Source organism: Streptomyces sp. NPDC093795 (genome assembly GCF_044764665.1).
Lineage (GTDB): Bacteria > Actinomycetota > Actinomycetes > Streptomycetales > Streptomycetaceae > Streptomyces.
In genome coordinates, this window is record NZ_JBIWIO010000007.1 from 191,029 (window position 1) to 205,695 (window position 14,667).

Consider the following 14,667-nt stretch of genomic DNA (forward strand, 5'->3'; position numbering starts at 1 on the left):
ATGACCGCGACACAGGAGAAGGCGGGACAGGGCGCGAGGACCCGGCTCGTCACGGGGCCCGGCATCCTGCTCGTCTGGCTGTACGGCGTGATGTCGGTCGGCGCGGTCTCCCGCTCGATCTACCAGATCGCCACGGAGTTCGACCGTGCGCCGCTCGCGTACGCACTGTCGGCGGTGGCGGCCGTCGTCTACGCCTTCATCACCTACACGCTGGTACGCGGTGGGGAGACGGCCCGCAGGGCGGCGCTGGTGTGCTGCGCCGCCGAGCTCGCGGGCGTACTGATCGTCGGGACCTGGACGCTGGTCGAGCCGTCCGCCTTCCCGGACGCGACGGTCTGGTCGGACTACGGCTACGGCTACCTGTTCATCCCGGTTCTGCTGCCGCTGACCGGCATCTGGTGGCTGCGCCGGTCGCGCGCCCTGCCGACCGCCTGAGTCAGGCGGCCTTCTCCAGGGTCACCAGGGTGAGCCTGGGGCCGACTTCGCGGGTGGCGACCTGCGCGTACCCCTTGCTGCGGTAGAGGCGCAGATTGCCCTCGCTGCGGTGGCCGGTGAAGAGCTGGAAGCGCTTGGGCGACGGAGCCGGCTGGACGGCGGTCTCGGCGAAGTGGCGCTCGATGCCGTCGAGGAGCCGCCCGCCGAGTCCGTGCCGCCGCATGCGCGGGTGGACGATCAGCTTGGCGATCCGTACCGTGCCGTCCTCGTCGAGGCGGGCCCGTACGGAGGCGACGATCTCGTCACCGAGCCGGGCCACCAGGCCGTACCCCTCGTCCAGTTCGGCGCGCAGCTCGTCGAGCGACTGGGTGAGCGGTTCGATGGACCAGTCGCCGTACAGCTCCGCCTCGCTCTGGTAGCAGAGGTACTGCAGCTTCAGGATGTGCTCCGCGTCCCGCGCGTCCGCTGCTGAGATGGTCACGCTCAGGCCCATGTGTGCACGCCTCCCGCTCATCTGGTCGATCATCGGTTTACCGCACCCTTCCCCTTCGGCCGGGGCCGGGAACCTCCGCAGCCAGCATTCTGCGCAGGCATCCCAGGCAACGGGAACGCATCGGCCCCAGGCTGCCCTGTGAGATACCCAACTCTCCTGCGATTTCCCGGTAGGTGAGGTCCTCGGGGGCGAGCATCGCGGTCAGTACGCGGGGGCAGTGGCCGGGCGTCCGGGTGACGGCGGCGCGCAGCGTACGGCGGCCCTCGGCGTCGAGCAGGGAGTGTTCCGGGGAGCCTTCGGACCCCGAGCCGCCGGGATCGTGGGCGGGCTCGTCGCGATAGGGGCGTTCGCGCTCGCTGGTCCTGCGGGCGCGGCGGGCCTCGGCGCGGACGGCCCGGCGCAGCCACTCGGCGGGGCGCTCGGGGGCGGTCCCCGTCTCCTGGAGCTGCTCCAGGAGACGGAGCCAGACGGCCTGTTCGAGGTCGCTCGGTTCGACACCGGCGGCCGGCGCCTCGGCGTCCGACTCGGCGGCGAGCAGCGGGGCGAGGGCGGCGAGGAGTTCGGGGTGGGACTCGGAGGGGGCCGCGGGACGGCCCTGGGGGCGGGGCTCCGAGCGGGTCTCGGGGTGGGTTTCGGGGGTGGTCATGTTCCGCACGATGCCGACGTACGCGGGCGTGGTTGCGGTACGGGGCGTAAACCACCCGGGAGGAGGTCGTGCGGGCCCGGTCGCCGGGCCCGCACGCGGTTCGGGTCGGGGCTCAGTCGCGGCCGGTGAGGTCCGCGGCGCCGAGCAGCGCGGTGTCCGGGTTGTCAGAGAAGATCCCGTCGATCCCCGTCTCCAGGTACCGCTTGAGGGCCCCGAAGGAGTCGCCGTACGCCGCCGGGTCCGTACCCCGGCGGAAGTCCGCGGGCAGGAAGGCGTTCTCGTTGCGGTGGGTGTACGGGTGGAGGATCAGGCCTTCGGCGTGCGCGTCGCGGACCAGGGTGGTCGGGTCGCCGAGGCGGCCGCTCGCGTCCTTGGGGATCACCAGGTCGAGCGTGGGGCCGATGCCCTTCGCGTACGAGGCGATCCAGCGCAGGCCCTCGGGGGTGACCAGGTCGGCGACGGTGCGCGGGTCCCCGGCCTGGACGAAGTCCCAGGGGCGCCTTGCGGCGCCGGAGAGCAGGACGACGCCGGGCGAGTCCACCAGCTTCGCGAGCCGCTGGATGCTGGTCGGCTCGAAGGACTGGAGGAAGACCGGGGAGTTCGCGCGGTGGCGGCCGTACCGGCGCAGGAGCCTGGCGAGGCGCTCTTCGAGGCCGAGGCCGAGCGAGCGGAAGTACGTGGGGTGCTTGGTCTCGACGTGGAGCCAGATCTCGCGGCCCCGGCGGCGGCCCTCGTCCTCGGCCCAGCGCAGCACCTCCTCGAAGGTGGGCACCGTCCAGCGGCCGTCGTAGACGGTGTTCTCCTGGCGGGTGCCCGGGATGCGCTCCTTGGCCCGGAGGGTCTTGAGCTCGGCGAGCGTGAAGTCCTCGGTGAACCAGCCGGTGTAGGAGGTGCCGTCGACGCTCCTGGTGGTCTTCCGGGACGCGAACTCGGGGTGGTCGGCGACGTCGGTGGTGCCGGTGATGTCGTTCTCGTGGCGGCAGACGAGGTGCCCGTCCTTGGTGGGGACGAGGTCCTGCTCGATGACGTGGGCGCCGAGGTCGAGAGCCAGCTGGTAGGAGCCGAGGGTGTGCTCGGGGCGGTAGCCGCTGGCGCCGCGGTGGGCGATGACGGTGGGGACCGGGAGGGAGCGGTAGCCGCGGCCGTGGCCGTACGCCGCACCGGCGGTCCCCGACTCGGCCGCCTGCGCCACGCCCGGGCCGGCCGCGAGGGCCGAGGCGCCGAGGACGGTGGCGCCCGCCGCTCCGAGAACCGTGCGCCGGGCCGGGATCCGGCGTTCGCCCTGGGTCATGAGGTGTCCTCCTGTGTCATGTCCCGCACGTGTCGACGGGATGCCCACGACGCTAGGCATCAACCGCCTCCATCCGGCAGACCTCGGCCGAACATGGCGGAAACACACGTCAACACTGCGTATCCACTCGGTGAACCCGATGTGCGCGCGGAGGTGACCCGCGAGTATCGTCGCCAGCTGCACCGTCAGCTCGACTGACCCGCATCCCACCGGAGGAACCGTTGTCCCGTCTCGCGATCATCAAGGCAGTGCTCGGGCCGCTCATGCGCCTGATGTTCCGCCCCCGCGTGGAGGGCGTCGAGAACATTCCGGGGACCGGCCCCGTCATCCTCGCGGGGAACCACCTGACCTTCATCGACTCGATGATCATGCCGATCTGCCTGGACCGTCCGGTCTACTTCATCGGCAAGGACGAGTACGTGACGGGCAAGGGCGTCAAGGGCCGGGCGATGGCCTGGTTCTTCACCAGCGTCGGCATGATCCCGGTGGACCGGGACGGCGGCCGTGGCGGTGTGGCGGCGCTGATGACCGGCCGCCGGGTCCTTGAGGAGGGCAACGTCTTCTCGATCTACCCGGAGGGCACCCGCTCCCCCGACGGCCGTCTCTACCGGGGCCGTACGGGCATCGCGCGGCTCACCCTGATGACGGGCGCGCCGGTGGTGCCGTTCGCGATGATCGGCACCGACAAGATCCAGCCGGGCGGGGCGGGCTTCCCCCGTCCGGGCCGGGTGACGGTCCGCTTCGGCGAGGCGATGGAGTTCTCGCGGTACGACGGGATGGACCGCGACCGGTATGTGCTGCGGGCGGTGACGGACTCGGTGATGGCCGAGGTGATGCGGCTCTCGGGGCAGGAGTACGTGGACATGTACGCCACCAAGGCGAAGGCTGCGTAGTTCCGTAGTTCCGTAGTCCCGTAGTCGCGCAACCCCGCCGTCGCGTGGTCGCGTCGTACGGACAGATCGTGACCGTGCCCCGTACAGCCGAGCTGTACGGGGCACGGTCGTCCTGGCGGGTCGTCAGTGCTCGACGCCGTCCTCCAGCTTCTGGCCCCTGAGCAGGAACCAGGCCGCGACCGCCGTCGCGAGGAGGACCGCCGCGCCGACGCCGGCCGCGATCCGCAGGCCCTCGACGAACGCCTCCTGCGCGGCCGACACCAGGGCCGTCGCCGTGTCCGGGGCGAGGGCGCCGGAGGCCTCGACCGCGCCGCCGAGCGACTCGTGGGCGGCGGACGCGACGCCGGAGGGGACACCGGCGGGGGTGGCGAAGCCCCGGTAGACACCGGTCACGATGGAGCCGAGGACGGCGATGCCGAGCGCGGCGCCCAGTTCGTACGCGGTCTCGGAGACGGCGGAGGCGGATCCGGCCTGTTCCTTCGGGACGCTGGAGAGGATCACGTCGGCGGTGACGGTGAAGGCGAATCCGGCGCCCACGCCGACGACGAGCAGGGCCGCTCCGAGCAGCGGGTAGCCGGTGTGCTGGTCGAGCGTCGTCAGTACGGCGAGGGAGAGGCCGACCGCCGCGAGCCCGCCGGCCACCACGGCCCGCACGGAGAAGCGGCGGGCCACCGTGCCCGCGATCAGACCGGCCGTGACGGCGCCGACGGCGGCGGGCAGCTCGGCGAGTCCGGCCTCCAGCGGCTGCCGTCCCTGGACCAGCTGGAAGAACTGCGACAGGAAGAACACCAGGCCGGAGAGGCCGAGGATGGTCAGCAGGTCGGCGAGGACGGCGCCGGAGAAGCCACGGTGGCGGAAGAGGCGCATGTCCAGGACCGGCGCGGGCAGGGTCAGCTGCCTGCGGACGAACCAGGTCAGGGCGGCGGCGCCGGCGAGGGCGGCGAGGCCCGCGTCGAGGGACGGGCCGTGGGAGGCCAGTTCCTTGATCGCGTAGACCAGGCCGATCATGCCGACGAGGGAGAGCGCGACGCTGGGCAGGTCCCAGGGGCCGGGGTTCGGGTTCTTCGACTCGGGGATCAGCTTGATCCCGACGAGGACGAGGACGGCCATGACGGGCAGGTTGATGAGGAAGACCGAACCCCACCAGAAGTGCTCCAGGAGGAACCCTCCGACGACCGGTCCGACGGCGGCGCCGGCCGAGGCCATGGCACCCCAGATGCCGATGGCGAGGCTGCGCTCGCGCGGGTCGTGGAAGAGGTTGCGGATGAGCGCCAGGGTGGACGGCATCAGGGTCGCGCCGGCGACGCCGAGCAGCGCGCGGGCCACGATCATCATCTCGGGGCTGGTCGCGTAGGCGTTCAGCACGGAGACCGCGCCGAAGGCGGTGGCGCCGATCAGGAGCAGCTTCTTGCGGCCGATGCGGTCGCCGAGGCTGCCCATGGAGACCAGGAGTCCGGCGATGACGAAGGAGTAGACGTCACCGATCCAGAGGAGCTGGTTGCCCGAGGGCTCCAGGTCCTCGGAGAGGAAGGGGGTGGCGAGTCCGAGCACGGTGGCGTCGACCGCCACGAGGAGGACGGCCAGGACGAGTACGGAGAGGGCGAGCCACCGGCCGGGGCGGCGCACGCCCTCGGTATGGCCCGCGGTCCTGAAGGTACTGGTGGTCACTTCTCCACGCTCCTGCGCGCTCCGCCGAGCATCAGCTCGGCGATCATGTACTGGAAATCCTTGGCGGCGACCCGGCCGTCCTGCACGGCCCAGGCGCCGGAACCGACGAGCCCGTAGAAGGCCTCGGTGAGCCAGGCGGGGGTCAGATCGATCCGGAAGACGCCGTTCTCCTGGCCGCGCCGGAACAGCGCGGAGACCCGGGCGTCGAGGCGGGCCCAGCCTTCGTTGACCTGGTCGCCCTCGAAGAGCTGGTTCTCGGTGACGAGGAACGACAGCAGGGGTCCGACGGGCTCCACCTCGGCGACGAGCCGGCGTACGGCCGCGTCCTCGGGCCCTTCGTCGAGCCCGGCCCGGTCGAGGGCCGCCTCGAGCTCCTGGAGCCCGAGCTCCTCGAGCGCCCGCACCAGGGCGTCCCGCCCGGCGAACTGCCGGTGCAGGGTGGCCCGCCCGATCCCGGCGGCCCGCGCGACCTCGTCCATGGTGGCGGTCGCCTTGCGGGTGAGCAGGGCGGCGGCGGCGCGGAGCACCTGGGTGCGATCGACTGACATGAGACAACCATACACCGGATGAGACATGAATGTCTCATCCTTGGGACCGAAAAGGGCGCCGCCGCCCTCCCGTGAAGGAGGGCGGCGGCGCCGCGAGGGTCGTACGACCTACTTCTTGGCCTCGGCCCAGGCGTGCTGGATGACCAGGTCCGCCTTGACCTCCACCAGCTGGGTGGCGACCGCCGAGGGGGCGGTGCCGCCGCGGCCGTTTCGGGAGGCGAGGGCGCCCGGGACGTCGAGGACCGTGCGGACCTCCGGGGTGAGGTGCTCGGAGATCTTGGCGAACTGCTCGTCCGTGAGCTCGTCCAGCTCCTTGCCCTCCGACTCGGCGACCTTCACGCACTCGCCGGCCACCTCGTGCGCCACCCGGAACGGCACGCCCTGCCTGACCAGCCACTCCGCGATGTCCGTCGCGAGCGAGAAGCCGGCCGGGGCCAGCTCCTCCATGCGCTCCCGGTGGACGGTGAGCGTGGCCATCATGCCGGTGAAGGCGGGCAGCAGGACCTCCAGCTGGTCGCAGGAGTCGAAGACCGGCTCCTTGTCCTCCTGGAGGTCCCGGTTGTAGGCGAGCGGGAGGGCCTTGAGGGTGGCGAGGAGGCCGCTGAGGTTGCCGATGAGACGGCCCGACTTGCCCCGGGCCAGCTCGGCGATGTCCGGGTTCTTCTTCTGCGGCATGATCGACGAGCCGGTGGAGAAGGCGTCGTGCAGCGTCACGAAGGAGAACTCCTTCGTGTTCCAGATGATGATCTCCTCCGCGATCCGGGAGAGGTTGATCCCGATCATCGCGGTGATGAAGGCGAACTCGGCGACGAAGTCACGGGAGGCCGTGCCGTCGATCGAGTTGCCGACCGAGCCGCGCTCGAAGCCCAGGTCCTTGGCGACCGCCTCCGGGTCGAGCCCGAGCGAGGAACCCGCGAGGGCGCCGGAGCCGTACGGGGAGACCGCCGTCCGGGTGTCCCACTGCCGCAGCCGCTCGGCGTCCCGGGAGAGGGACTGGGCGTGGGCGAGGACATGGTGGGCGAAGAGCACCGGCTGGGCGTGCTGGAGGTGCGTACGGCCGGGCATGGCGACGTCCGGGTGCGCCTCGGCGAGGCCGACGAGCGCGTCCTGGAGGTCGGCGACGAGGCCGCCGATGATCCGGGCGTGGTCGCGCAGGTACATCCGGAAGAGGGTGGCGACCTGGTCGTTCCGGGACCGGCCGGCGCGCAGCTTGCCGCCGAGGTCCGGGCCGAGGCGCTCCAGGAGGCCCCGCTCCAGGGCGGTGTGGACGTCCTCGTCGGCGATGGTGCCGACGAAGGAGCCGTCGGCGACGTCGGCCTCGAGGAGGTCGAGGCCGGTGAGCATGCGGCTCAGCTCGTCCTCGGTGAGCAGCCCGGCCTTGTGCAGCACGCGCGCGTGGGCCCGGGAACCGGCGATGTCGTAGGGCGCGAGACGCCAGTCGAAGTGGACCGACGCGGACAGCTTCGCCAGGGCCTCGGCGGGGCCGTCGGCGAACCGTCCGCCCCAGAGCCGGACGTCACCGTTGTTGCTGCTCACAGCTGCTGCTCCTCAGGAGGGTGGGTATACCGCCGTCTTCGCGGGGAGGGCGAAGATGTCGATGACAGCATAACTATGCAATCCTCCGTATGTTTTGTCAACGCGGGTCGCCGCGTGTGCGTCACCCGAGGGCGGGCCGATATTCGGAGGCGGACGGCCCTGCCCGGGCCTAGGCTCCGGCCATGCCGAGCAGCACGTTCGACGGAGTCCTGCGCGACCTCACCTGCCTCCTCGGAGAGGGCGACGCGCGTGCGTGGATCGCGCTGGACGAGGACATCCGGACCCTCATCCGCAGGGACAGCGGCGTCCCGCCGACCCGTGTGTGGCTCTCCGGCGAAGCCGAGCACGCGCCGACCTCCGAGGAACTAGCCCTCGCCCTGTGCGGCCCCGACGGGCGGATCAGGGAGGCCGCGCTCGGACACCTTCCCCGCTTCCCCGGCCTCCTCCCCCTCGTCGTCATCCGTTGTTCCGACTGGGCCGCTCCCGTTCGGGGGCGGGCACGCGCCGTGCTCCGCGAAGAGCTGCCGGGGGTCACGCCCGAGGTTCTCGGCATCCTCATGGCGGTCGCCCTCCGGGCGGGAGACCGGCTGCGCGGCGACGCCGCGCGCGAGATGCTGACCCGGGCCCTGCGGGAAGGGCACGCGTCCGGGATCACCGTCCTGCTGGCGAGCGGGGACCGAGCGGTGCGGCGGCTCGCCCACCGGATCGCCGTCGAGCGCGGGCTCCTCTCCCCCGCCCGGCTCGCGACGATCGCCGCCCGCGACCCTGACGTCATCGTCCAGGACCTCTGTACGAACGCGGCCCTCGCCGGCGCCGGGGACCCACCCGACCCGGCCGTACTCGCCTCCTTGCTGGCCGCCCGGCCGGGCCGGGTGCGGGCGGCGGGGGTCACGGGGCTGCGGCGGGCGGGCCGCGCCGGGGAGGCAGAACCGTTCCTGTACGACCGCTCAGCTCTGGTACGCGCCTGCGCCCGATACGTACTGCGGCAGGCGGCGACCGAACCGCTGCCGCTGTACCGGGCGGCCTGCGCGACAGAGCCCGGCGCCTCACCCGGGATACCCCCTCACGCGCCGCGAGGCCTCGCCGAGTGCGGAGACCGGGCCACGGACACGCCCACGCTCTGGGCGCTCATCGGGCACGAGCGGCCCGAGGTGCGGGCCGGGGCGGTGGCGGGACTGCGCCTCCTGGACGCCGTTCGTCCCGAGCGACTCGTACCGCTGCTCGACGACGGTTCACCGCGGGTCGTGCGCGAGGTCGCGAAGGCGCTGCGTCCCTGGGCCGATCACGTCCCGGCCGGTGCCCTCCACCCGCGACCCCTCGCGGATCCGGCCCCAGGGGGCCCGATCCCGCACGACGATCCGGCCCCCCGGGACCCGCCCGCGGCCGACGGAGCCCGCACCCTCTCCGCGCGCGCGTGGGTGCTGCGCGTCCTCGGTCTCACAGGCCGTCCGTAACCGCACGCCACAGGCCGGGACTTGAGACGCGGTTACCTTCGGAGGGGGCGGAGAGAGCAGAATGCGAGGCATGGGAAAAACATACGAACGTATTGACGGACGGCTCCGTGCCTTCATCGAGGAGCAGCCGGTGTACTTCACCGCCACCGCTCCCCTCTCCGGCGACGGGCACGTCAATCTCTCTCCCAAGGGGCGACGAGGCACCCTCGTGGTGCTCGACGAACTGACCCTCGCCTACGTGGACTTCGGCGGGAGCAGCGCCGAGACGATCGCGCATCTGCGGGAGCCGGGCAACGGGCGGATCACTCTCATGTGGACCGCGTTCTCCGGGCCTCCGACCGTGGTGCGGGTGCACGGGGACGGGGAGGCCGTGCTGCGGGACGACCCGCGGTGGGGGGAGCTGTTCGCGCGGTTCCCGGCGGAGGCCGTGGAGGGGCAGGGCAGCGCGCGGGCGATCGTCCTGGTGCACGCGCGGCGGGTCAGCGACTCCTGCGGATTCGCCGTCCCGCTGATGGAGTACCAGGAGGAACGGTCGTTGCACGCCGAGTACTTCAACCGGAAGACGGACGACGAGTTCAACGCGTACTGCATGCGCAAGGACCACATCGCGACCAGCCTCGACGGGCTGCCCGCGCTGCCGCTGCCCCTGCCGCCGCAGCCGCAGCCGGCGCCGCTGCCCGCCGGTTAGCCCCTCGCGGCGCTGCCCCCGCGTGCCGGACGCACATCGGCGTCGGCAGGCGGGGTCGCGCCGGGCTACTCAGGCGGGGTCGCGCCGGGCTACTTCTGCGCCAGCTTCAGCAGGTGGTCGGCGAGTGCCTGGCCGCCCGCCGGGTCACGGCTGATGAGCAGCAGGGTGTCGTCACCCGCGATCGTGCCGAGGATCGCGTGGAGTTCGGCCTGGTCGATGGCCGACGCGAGGAACTGGGCGGCGCCCGGCGGGGTCCGCAGGACCACCAGGTTCGCGGACGCCTCGGCGGCGATCAGCAGTTCGCCGGAGAGACGCCGCATCCGCTCCTCCTTGGCGGACTCGCCCAGCGGGGCCTGCGGGGTGCGGAATCCGCCCTCGCTCGGCACCGCGTAGATCAACTCGCCGCCGGTGTTGCGGATCTTCACCGCACCCAGCTCGTCGAGGTCGCGGGAGAGCGTCGCCTGGGTGACGCTCAGCCCGTCGTCACTGAGGAGCTTGGCGAGCTGGCTCTGCGAGCGCACCGGCTGCCGGTTGAGGATGTCGACGATCCTGCGGTGGCGTGCGGTACGGGTTTGCGGAACGGACGGCCCGCCGTGCTCGTTTTCCTGCGCGTCGGTCATCGTCGTCTCATTCTCCGGTTCGTCCTTGCCCGTTCGCCACGTCGAGAACCCCGGGCAGGGCCCGGAGGAATGCGTCCGCCTCGGCGTCGGTGAGGACCAGCGGAGGCATGATCCGTACGACATCGGGGGCGGGCGCGTTCACCAGGAGGCCGGCGTCCTGAGCCGCCTGCTGCACCTGGGGTGCGAGGGACTCCGTGAGCACGATACCCAGGAGGAGGCCGGCACCACGGACGTGGGAGACCAGCGGGTGCCCCAGACCCTCGATTCCCTGCCGGAGCCGCTCCCCGACCGCCTTCACGTGGTCGAGGGCCGCGTCGGCGCCGAGAGTGTCGAGGACGGCGAGGCCGGCGGCGCAGGCGACCGGGTTGCCGCCGAAGGTGGTGCCGTGGTGGCCGGGCGCGAAGAGTTCGGCGGCGGGGCCGAACGCGATGGTCGCGCCGAGCGGAAGACCGCCGCCGAGGCCCTTGGCGAGGGTGACGAGATCCGGCTCCACGCCCTCGTGGGCCTGGTACTCGAACCAGTGGCCGCAGCGGCCGACACCGGTCTGCACCTCGTCGAGGACGAGGAGGGTGCCGGTGGCGCGGGTGATCTCCCGGGCGGCCTCGAGGTAGCCGGGGGGCGGCACGACGACGCCGTTCTCGCCCTGGATCGGCTCGATGATCACGAGGGCGGTGTCCTCGGTGACCGCGGCGCGCAGCGCCTCCGCGTCGCCGTACGGGACGTGGGTGACGTCGCCGGGCAGCGGCAGGAACGGGGTCTGCTTGCCGGGCTGGCCGGTGAGCGCGAGGGCACCCATGGTCCGGCCGTGGAAGCCGCCCTCGGTGGCGACCATGTGGGACCTGCCGGTGAGCCGGCCGATCTTGAACGCGGCCTCGTTGGCCTCGGCGCCCGAGTTGCAGAAGAAGACCTTGCCGGGCCGGCCGAAGAGGGCGAGGAGCTTCTCGGCGAGGGCGACGGGCGGCTCGGCGACGAAGAGGTTGGAGACGTGGCCGAGGCTCTGGATCTGCCGGGTGACGGCCTCGACGATCGCCGGGTGGCCGTGGCCGAGGGCGTTGACGGCGATGCCGCCGACGAAGTCCAGGTACGCGTTCCCGTCGGCGTCCCACACCGTGGCGCCCTCACCGCGGACGAGCGGCAGCCGGGGAGTGCCGTAGTTGTCCATGAGCGAGCCCTGCCACCGCTGGGTCAGCTGCTCGTTCCCGGTGCCGCTCATCGGTCCCCCTGTCCGTCCGGCACGACCATCGTGCCGATGCCCTCGTCGGTGAAGATCTCCAGCAGGATCGAGTGCTGGACCCGGCCGTCGATCACACGGGCCGTGGTGACCCCGTTCCGTACGGCGTGCAGGCAGCCCTCCATCTTGGGGACCATGCCGCTGGAGAGCTCGGGCAGCAGCTTCTCCAGCTGGCTCGCGGTGAGCCTGCTGATGACCTCGTCGCTGTTCGGCCAGTCTTCGTAGAGGCCCTCGACGTCGGTCAGGACCATCAGCGTCTCGGCGCCAAGCGCCGCAGCGAGTGCCGCAGCCGCCGTATCAGCATTGACGTTGTAGACATGTCCGTCGTCCTGGGAACGGGCGATGGAGGAGATGACCGGGATCCGGCCGTCCTCCAGGAGCGCCTGGATGGCGCCGGTGTCGATGGCGGTGATCTCACCGACCCGGCCGATGTCGATCTGCTCGCCGCCGACCATCGGCCGGTGCCGGGTGGCGCTGATGGTGTGGGCGTCCTCGCCGGTGAGGCCGACGGCGAGCGGGCCGTGCTGGTTGAGGAGCCCGACGAGCTCACGCTGGACCTGGCCGGCGAGGACCATCCGTACGACGTCCATGGCGTCCTCGGTGGTGACCCGCAGGCCGGCCTTGAACTCGCTGACGATGCCGTGCCGGTCGAGGGCGGCGCTGATCTGGGGGCCGCCGCCGTGCACGACGACCGGCTTGAGACCGGCCTGGCGCAGGAAGACGACGTCCTGGGCGAAGGCGGCCTTGAGCTCCTCGTCGATCATGGCGTTGCCGCCGAACTTGATGACGACGGTCTTCCCGTTGTGGCGGGTCAGCCAGGGCAGGGCCTCGATGAGGATCTGCGCCTTGGGGAGGGCCTTGTGCTTGCGGGTCGTGCTCTCGGCCGGCGCGCCCGCGGGGTTCTCGGGGTCGCTCATGACGAGTACGCGCTGTTCTCGTGGACGTAGTCGGCGGTCAGGTCGTTCGCCCAGATGACGGCGGACTCGGAGCCGGCGGCGAGGTCGGCGGTGATGGTGACCTCGCGGTAGCGCATGTCGACGAGGTCGCGGTCCTCGCCGACGGAGCCGTTCTTGCAGACCCACACGCCGTTGATGGCGACGTTGAGCTCGTCGGGCTCGAAGGCCGCCCGCGTGGTGCCGATGGCGGAGAGCACCCGGCCCCAGTTGGGGTCCTCGCCGTGGATGGCGCACTTGAGGAGGTTGTTGCGGGCGATGGACCGGCCCACCTCGACGGCGTCGTCCTCGGTGGCCGCGTTGACCACCTCGATACGGATGTCCTTGCTGGCACCCTCGGCGTCGCCGATCAGCTGGCGGGCGAGATCGTCGCAGACGGCCCGTACGGCATCGGTGAACGCGTCCTGCGAGGGGGTGACGCCGGAGGCACCGGAGGCGAGGAGGAGGACGGTGTCGTTGGTGGACATGCAGCCGTCGGAGTCGACCCGGTCGAAGGTGACGCGGGTGGCGCCCCGGAGCGCGCTGTCGAGACCCTCGGCGTCGACGTCGGCGTCGGTGGTGAGGACGACGAGCATGGTGGCGAGGCCGGGGGCGAGCATGCCGGCGCCCTTCGCCATGCCGCCGACCGTCCAGCCGCCGTCCGCCCCGTCCTCCTTGGTGACCACGGAGGTCTTGTGGACGGTGTCGGTGGTCTTGATGGCGATGGCCGCCTTCTCGCCGCCGTGCTCGGAGAGTTCGGCCGCGGCCTTCTCGACGCCGGGGAGGAGCTTGTCCATGGGGAGCAGGAGGCCGATGAGGCCGGTGGAGGCGACGGCGACCTCGCCGGCGCCGACGTCGGTGCCCTGCGCGCTCAGGACCTCGGCGACCTTCTCGGCGGTGGCGTGGGTGTCCTGGAAGCCCTTCGGTCCGGTGCAGGCGTTGGCGCCGCCGGAGTTGAGGACGACGGCGGTCAGTTCGCCGTCGGCGAGGACCTGCTGGGACCAGACGACGGGGGCGGCCTTGACGCGGTTGGAGGTGAAGACTCCCGCGGCGGCGCGGCGGGGCCCGGTGTTGACCACGAGGGCCAGGTCCGGGTTGCCGTTCTGCTTGATCCCGGCTGCGATGCCCGCCGCCGTGAATCCCTTCGCTGCGGTCACGCTCACGGCGCAACTCCAATCGTGGAAAGTCCGGTGTCCTCGGGGAGGCCCAGGGCGATGTTCATGCTCTGCACCGCGCCGCCGGCGGTGCCCTTGGTGAGATTGTCGATGGCGCTGATGGCGATGATCCGGTTCGCCGCCGCGTCGTACGTGACCTGCACCTGAACGGCGTTGGAACCGTAGACGGACGCCGTCGCCGGCCACTGGCCCTCGGGGAGCAGGTGGACGAAGGGCTCGTCCGCGAAGGCCTTCTCGTAGGCGGCCCGTACGGTCTCGGCGGTGACGCCCGGCTTCGCGGCGGCGGTGCAGGTGGCGAGGATGCCGCGGGGCATCGGCGCCAGGGTCGGCGTGAAGGAGACGGTGACCCGCTCCCCCGCCGGTCCGCTGAGGTTCTGGATCATCTCGGGGGTGTGCCGGTGGCCGCCGCCGACGCCGTACGGCGACATGCTGCCCATGACCTCGCTGCCGAGGAGGTGCGGCTTGGCGGCCTTGCCGGCGCCGGAGGTACCGGAGGCGGCGACGATCACGGCCTCGGGCTCGGCGAGCCCGTTCGCGTACGCCGGGAAGAGCGCGAGCGAGACGGCGGTGGGGTAGCAGCCGGGCACCGCGACGCGCTTGGACCCTTCGAGGGCGGCGCGGGCACCCGGGAGTTCGGGGAGCCCGTAGGGCCAGGTCCCGGCGTGCGGGGAGCCGTAGTACGTCTCCCAGTCGGCGGGCTCCACGAGCCGGAAGTCGGCGCCCATGTCGACGACGAGGACGTCAGGTCCGAGCTGCTCGGCGACGGCGGCGGACTGTCCGTGCGGCAGGGCGAGGAAGACGACGTCGTGCCCGGCGAGCTCGTCGGCGGTCGTGGGCACGAGGACGCGGTCGGCGAGCGGCAGCAGGTGGGGCTGGAGCGCCCCGAGCCGCTGACCGGCGTTGGAGTGGCCCGTCAGGGCGCCGATCTCCACGTGGGGGTGGGTGAGGAGCAGGCGCAGGAGCTCACCGCCCGCGTATCCGCTCGCACCCGCCACTGCTACGCGTACCGTCATCGAAAATCCTCCTCATGGATGGCATGACTATACGTCTCGCCGCA

15 protein-coding genes are annotated in these 14,667 nt (G+C 72.0%); 4 read left to right on the forward strand and 11 right to left on the reverse strand.

The features are described 5' to 3' along the window. The gene (locus ACIRB7_RS20510; protein WP_403600392.1) at window positions 1-435 is read left to right on the forward strand and encodes a hypothetical protein; all 435 of its coding nucleotides are present in this window, start codon (window positions 1-3) and stop codon (window positions 433-435) included. A gap of 1 nt (window position 436) precedes the next feature. On the opposite strand, the gene ACIRB7_RS20515 is transcribed toward ACIRB7_RS20510, so the two are convergent. From ACIRB7_RS20515 to ACIRB7_RS20525, 3 genes are all read right to left on the reverse strand, one after another. Continuing rightward, window positions 437-928, reverse strand: coding sequence for a GNAT family N-acetyltransferase (locus ACIRB7_RS20515; protein WP_403601030.1), 492 nt, complete (start codon window positions 926-928; stop codon window positions 437-439). 37 nt (window positions 929-965) lie between these two features. After that, window positions 966-1,583, reverse strand: coding sequence for a sigma-70 family RNA polymerase sigma factor (locus tag ACIRB7_RS20520; protein ID WP_403600394.1), 618 nt, complete (start codon window positions 1,581-1,583; stop codon window positions 966-968). 103 nt (window positions 1,584-1,686) lie between these two features. Next, entirely contained in the window at window positions 1,687-2,865 is a 1,179-nt protein-coding gene (locus ACIRB7_RS20525; RefSeq protein ID WP_403600397.1) for a glycerophosphodiester phosphodiesterase, read from the reverse strand. Between the two features lie 221 nt (window positions 2,866-3,086). Between ACIRB7_RS20525 and ACIRB7_RS20530 the strand changes: the two genes are divergently transcribed. Beyond that, window positions 3,087-3,758 (forward strand): lysophospholipid acyltransferase family protein, encoded by a 672-nt coding sequence (locus ACIRB7_RS20530; RefSeq protein ID WP_403600399.1) that lies wholly within the window; start codon window positions 3,087-3,089, stop codon window positions 3,756-3,758. Between the two features lie 123 nt (window positions 3,759-3,881). Here ACIRB7_RS20530 and ACIRB7_RS20535 read toward each other — a convergent pair whose 3' ends face one another. The 3 genes from ACIRB7_RS20535 to argH form a co-directional block, all read right to left on the reverse strand. After that, entirely contained in the window at window positions 3,882-5,426 is a 1,545-nt protein-coding gene (locus ACIRB7_RS20535) for an MFS transporter (protein ID WP_403600401.1), read from the reverse strand. Then, window positions 5,423-5,974 (reverse strand): TetR/AcrR family transcriptional regulator, encoded by a 552-nt coding sequence (locus ACIRB7_RS20540; protein WP_403600404.1) that lies wholly within the window; start codon window positions 5,972-5,974, stop codon window positions 5,423-5,425. The genes ACIRB7_RS20535 and ACIRB7_RS20540 overlap by 4 nt, the downstream gene beginning before the upstream one ends. 108 nt (window positions 5,975-6,082) lie before the next feature. Beyond that, entirely contained in the window at window positions 6,083-7,510 is a 1,428-nt protein-coding gene (gene argH, locus ACIRB7_RS20545; protein WP_403600406.1) for an argininosuccinate lyase, read from the reverse strand. Between the two features lie 182 nt (window positions 7,511-7,692). On the opposite strand from argH, the gene ACIRB7_RS20550 reads away from it, so the two are divergent. Both ACIRB7_RS20550 and ACIRB7_RS20555 read left to right on the forward strand, forming a co-directional pair. Then, entirely contained in the window at window positions 7,693-8,964 is a 1,272-nt protein-coding gene (locus tag ACIRB7_RS20550; RefSeq protein ID WP_403600409.1) for a hypothetical protein, read from the forward strand. 70 nt (window positions 8,965-9,034) lie between these two features. Continuing rightward, window positions 9,035-9,652 carry a pyridoxamine 5'-phosphate oxidase family protein gene (locus tag ACIRB7_RS20555; protein WP_403600412.1) on the forward strand — a complete coding sequence of 206 codons (618 nt, stop codon included), beginning with the start codon at window positions 9,035-9,037 and terminating at the stop codon, window positions 9,650-9,652. A gap of 89 nt (window positions 9,653-9,741) precedes the next feature. On the opposite strand, the gene ACIRB7_RS20560 is transcribed toward ACIRB7_RS20555, so the two are convergent. From ACIRB7_RS20560 to argC, 5 genes are read right to left on the reverse strand one after another with little or no spacing between them, the layout of a single operon-like run. Then, complete coding sequence (locus tag ACIRB7_RS20560) at window positions 9,742-10,272, reverse strand: arginine repressor (RefSeq protein ID WP_351216320.1); 531 nt, start codon at window positions 10,270-10,272, stop codon at window positions 9,742-9,744. A 7-nt stretch (window positions 10,273-10,279) separates the two neighbouring features. Beyond that, window positions 10,280-11,485, reverse strand: a complete 1,206-nt coding sequence (locus ACIRB7_RS20565; protein WP_403600416.1) for an acetylornithine transaminase — start codon at window positions 11,483-11,485, stop codon at window positions 10,280-10,282. Next, a complete protein-coding gene (gene argB / locus ACIRB7_RS20570) occupies window positions 11,482-12,420 on the reverse strand; it encodes an acetylglutamate kinase (RefSeq protein ID WP_403600419.1) in 939 nt (312 codons plus the stop codon). The genes ACIRB7_RS20565 and argB overlap by 4 nt, the downstream gene beginning before the upstream one ends. Next, the gene (gene argJ / locus ACIRB7_RS20575; protein WP_403600422.1) at window positions 12,417-13,598 is read right to left on the reverse strand and encodes a bifunctional glutamate N-acetyltransferase/amino-acid acetyltransferase ArgJ; all 1,182 of its coding nucleotides are present in this window, start codon (window positions 13,596-13,598) and stop codon (window positions 12,417-12,419) included. The genes argB and argJ overlap by 4 nt, the downstream gene beginning before the upstream one ends. Then, window positions 13,595-14,623 (reverse strand): N-acetyl-gamma-glutamyl-phosphate reductase, encoded by a 1,029-nt coding sequence (gene argC, locus ACIRB7_RS20580; RefSeq protein WP_403600425.1) that lies wholly within the window; start codon window positions 14,621-14,623, stop codon window positions 13,595-13,597. The genes argJ and argC overlap by 4 nt, the downstream gene beginning before the upstream one ends. Window positions 14,624-14,667 lie beyond the last annotated feature (44 nt).

What these genes read in the sequence shown, in the direction of transcription:
- ACIRB7_RS20555 (WP_403600412.1), top strand. Translation starts at nt 9,035, where the DNA reads ATGGGAAAAACATACGAACGTATTGACGGACGGCTCCGTGCCTTCATC.
- ACIRB7_RS20550 (WP_403600409.1), top strand. Translation starts at nt 7,693, where the DNA reads ATGCCGAGCAGCACGTTCGACGGAGTCCTGCGCGACCTCACCTGCCTC.
- ACIRB7_RS20565 (WP_403600416.1), bottom strand. Translation starts at nt 11,485, where the DNA reads ATGAGCGGCACCGGGAACGAGCAGCTGACCCAGCGGTGGCAGGGCTCG.
- ACIRB7_RS20525 (WP_403600397.1), bottom strand. Translation starts at nt 2,865, where the DNA reads ATGACCCAGGGCGAACGCCGGATCCCGGCCCGGCGCACGGTTCTCGGA.
- ACIRB7_RS20540 (WP_403600404.1), bottom strand. Translation starts at nt 5,974, where the DNA reads ATGTCAGTCGATCGCACCCAGGTGCTCCGCGCCGCCGCCGCCCTGCTC.
- argB (WP_403600419.1), bottom strand. Translation starts at nt 12,420, where the DNA reads ATGAGCGACCCCGAGAACCCCGCGGGCGCGCCGGCCGAGAGCACGACC.
- ACIRB7_RS20515 (WP_403601030.1), bottom strand. Translation starts at nt 928, where the DNA reads ATGGGCCTGAGCGTGACCATCTCAGCAGCGGACGCGCGGGACGCGGAG.
- argC (WP_403600425.1), bottom strand. Translation starts at nt 14,623, where the DNA reads ATGACGGTACGCGTAGCAGTGGCGGGTGCGAGCGGATACGCGGGCGGT.
- ACIRB7_RS20560 (WP_351216320.1), bottom strand. Translation starts at nt 10,272, where the DNA reads ATGACCGACGCGCAGGAAAACGAGCACGGCGGGCCGTCCGTTCCGCAA.
- ACIRB7_RS20510 (WP_403600392.1), top strand. Translation starts at nt 1, where the DNA reads ATGACCGCGACACAGGAGAAGGCGGGACAGGGCGCGAGGACCCGGCTC.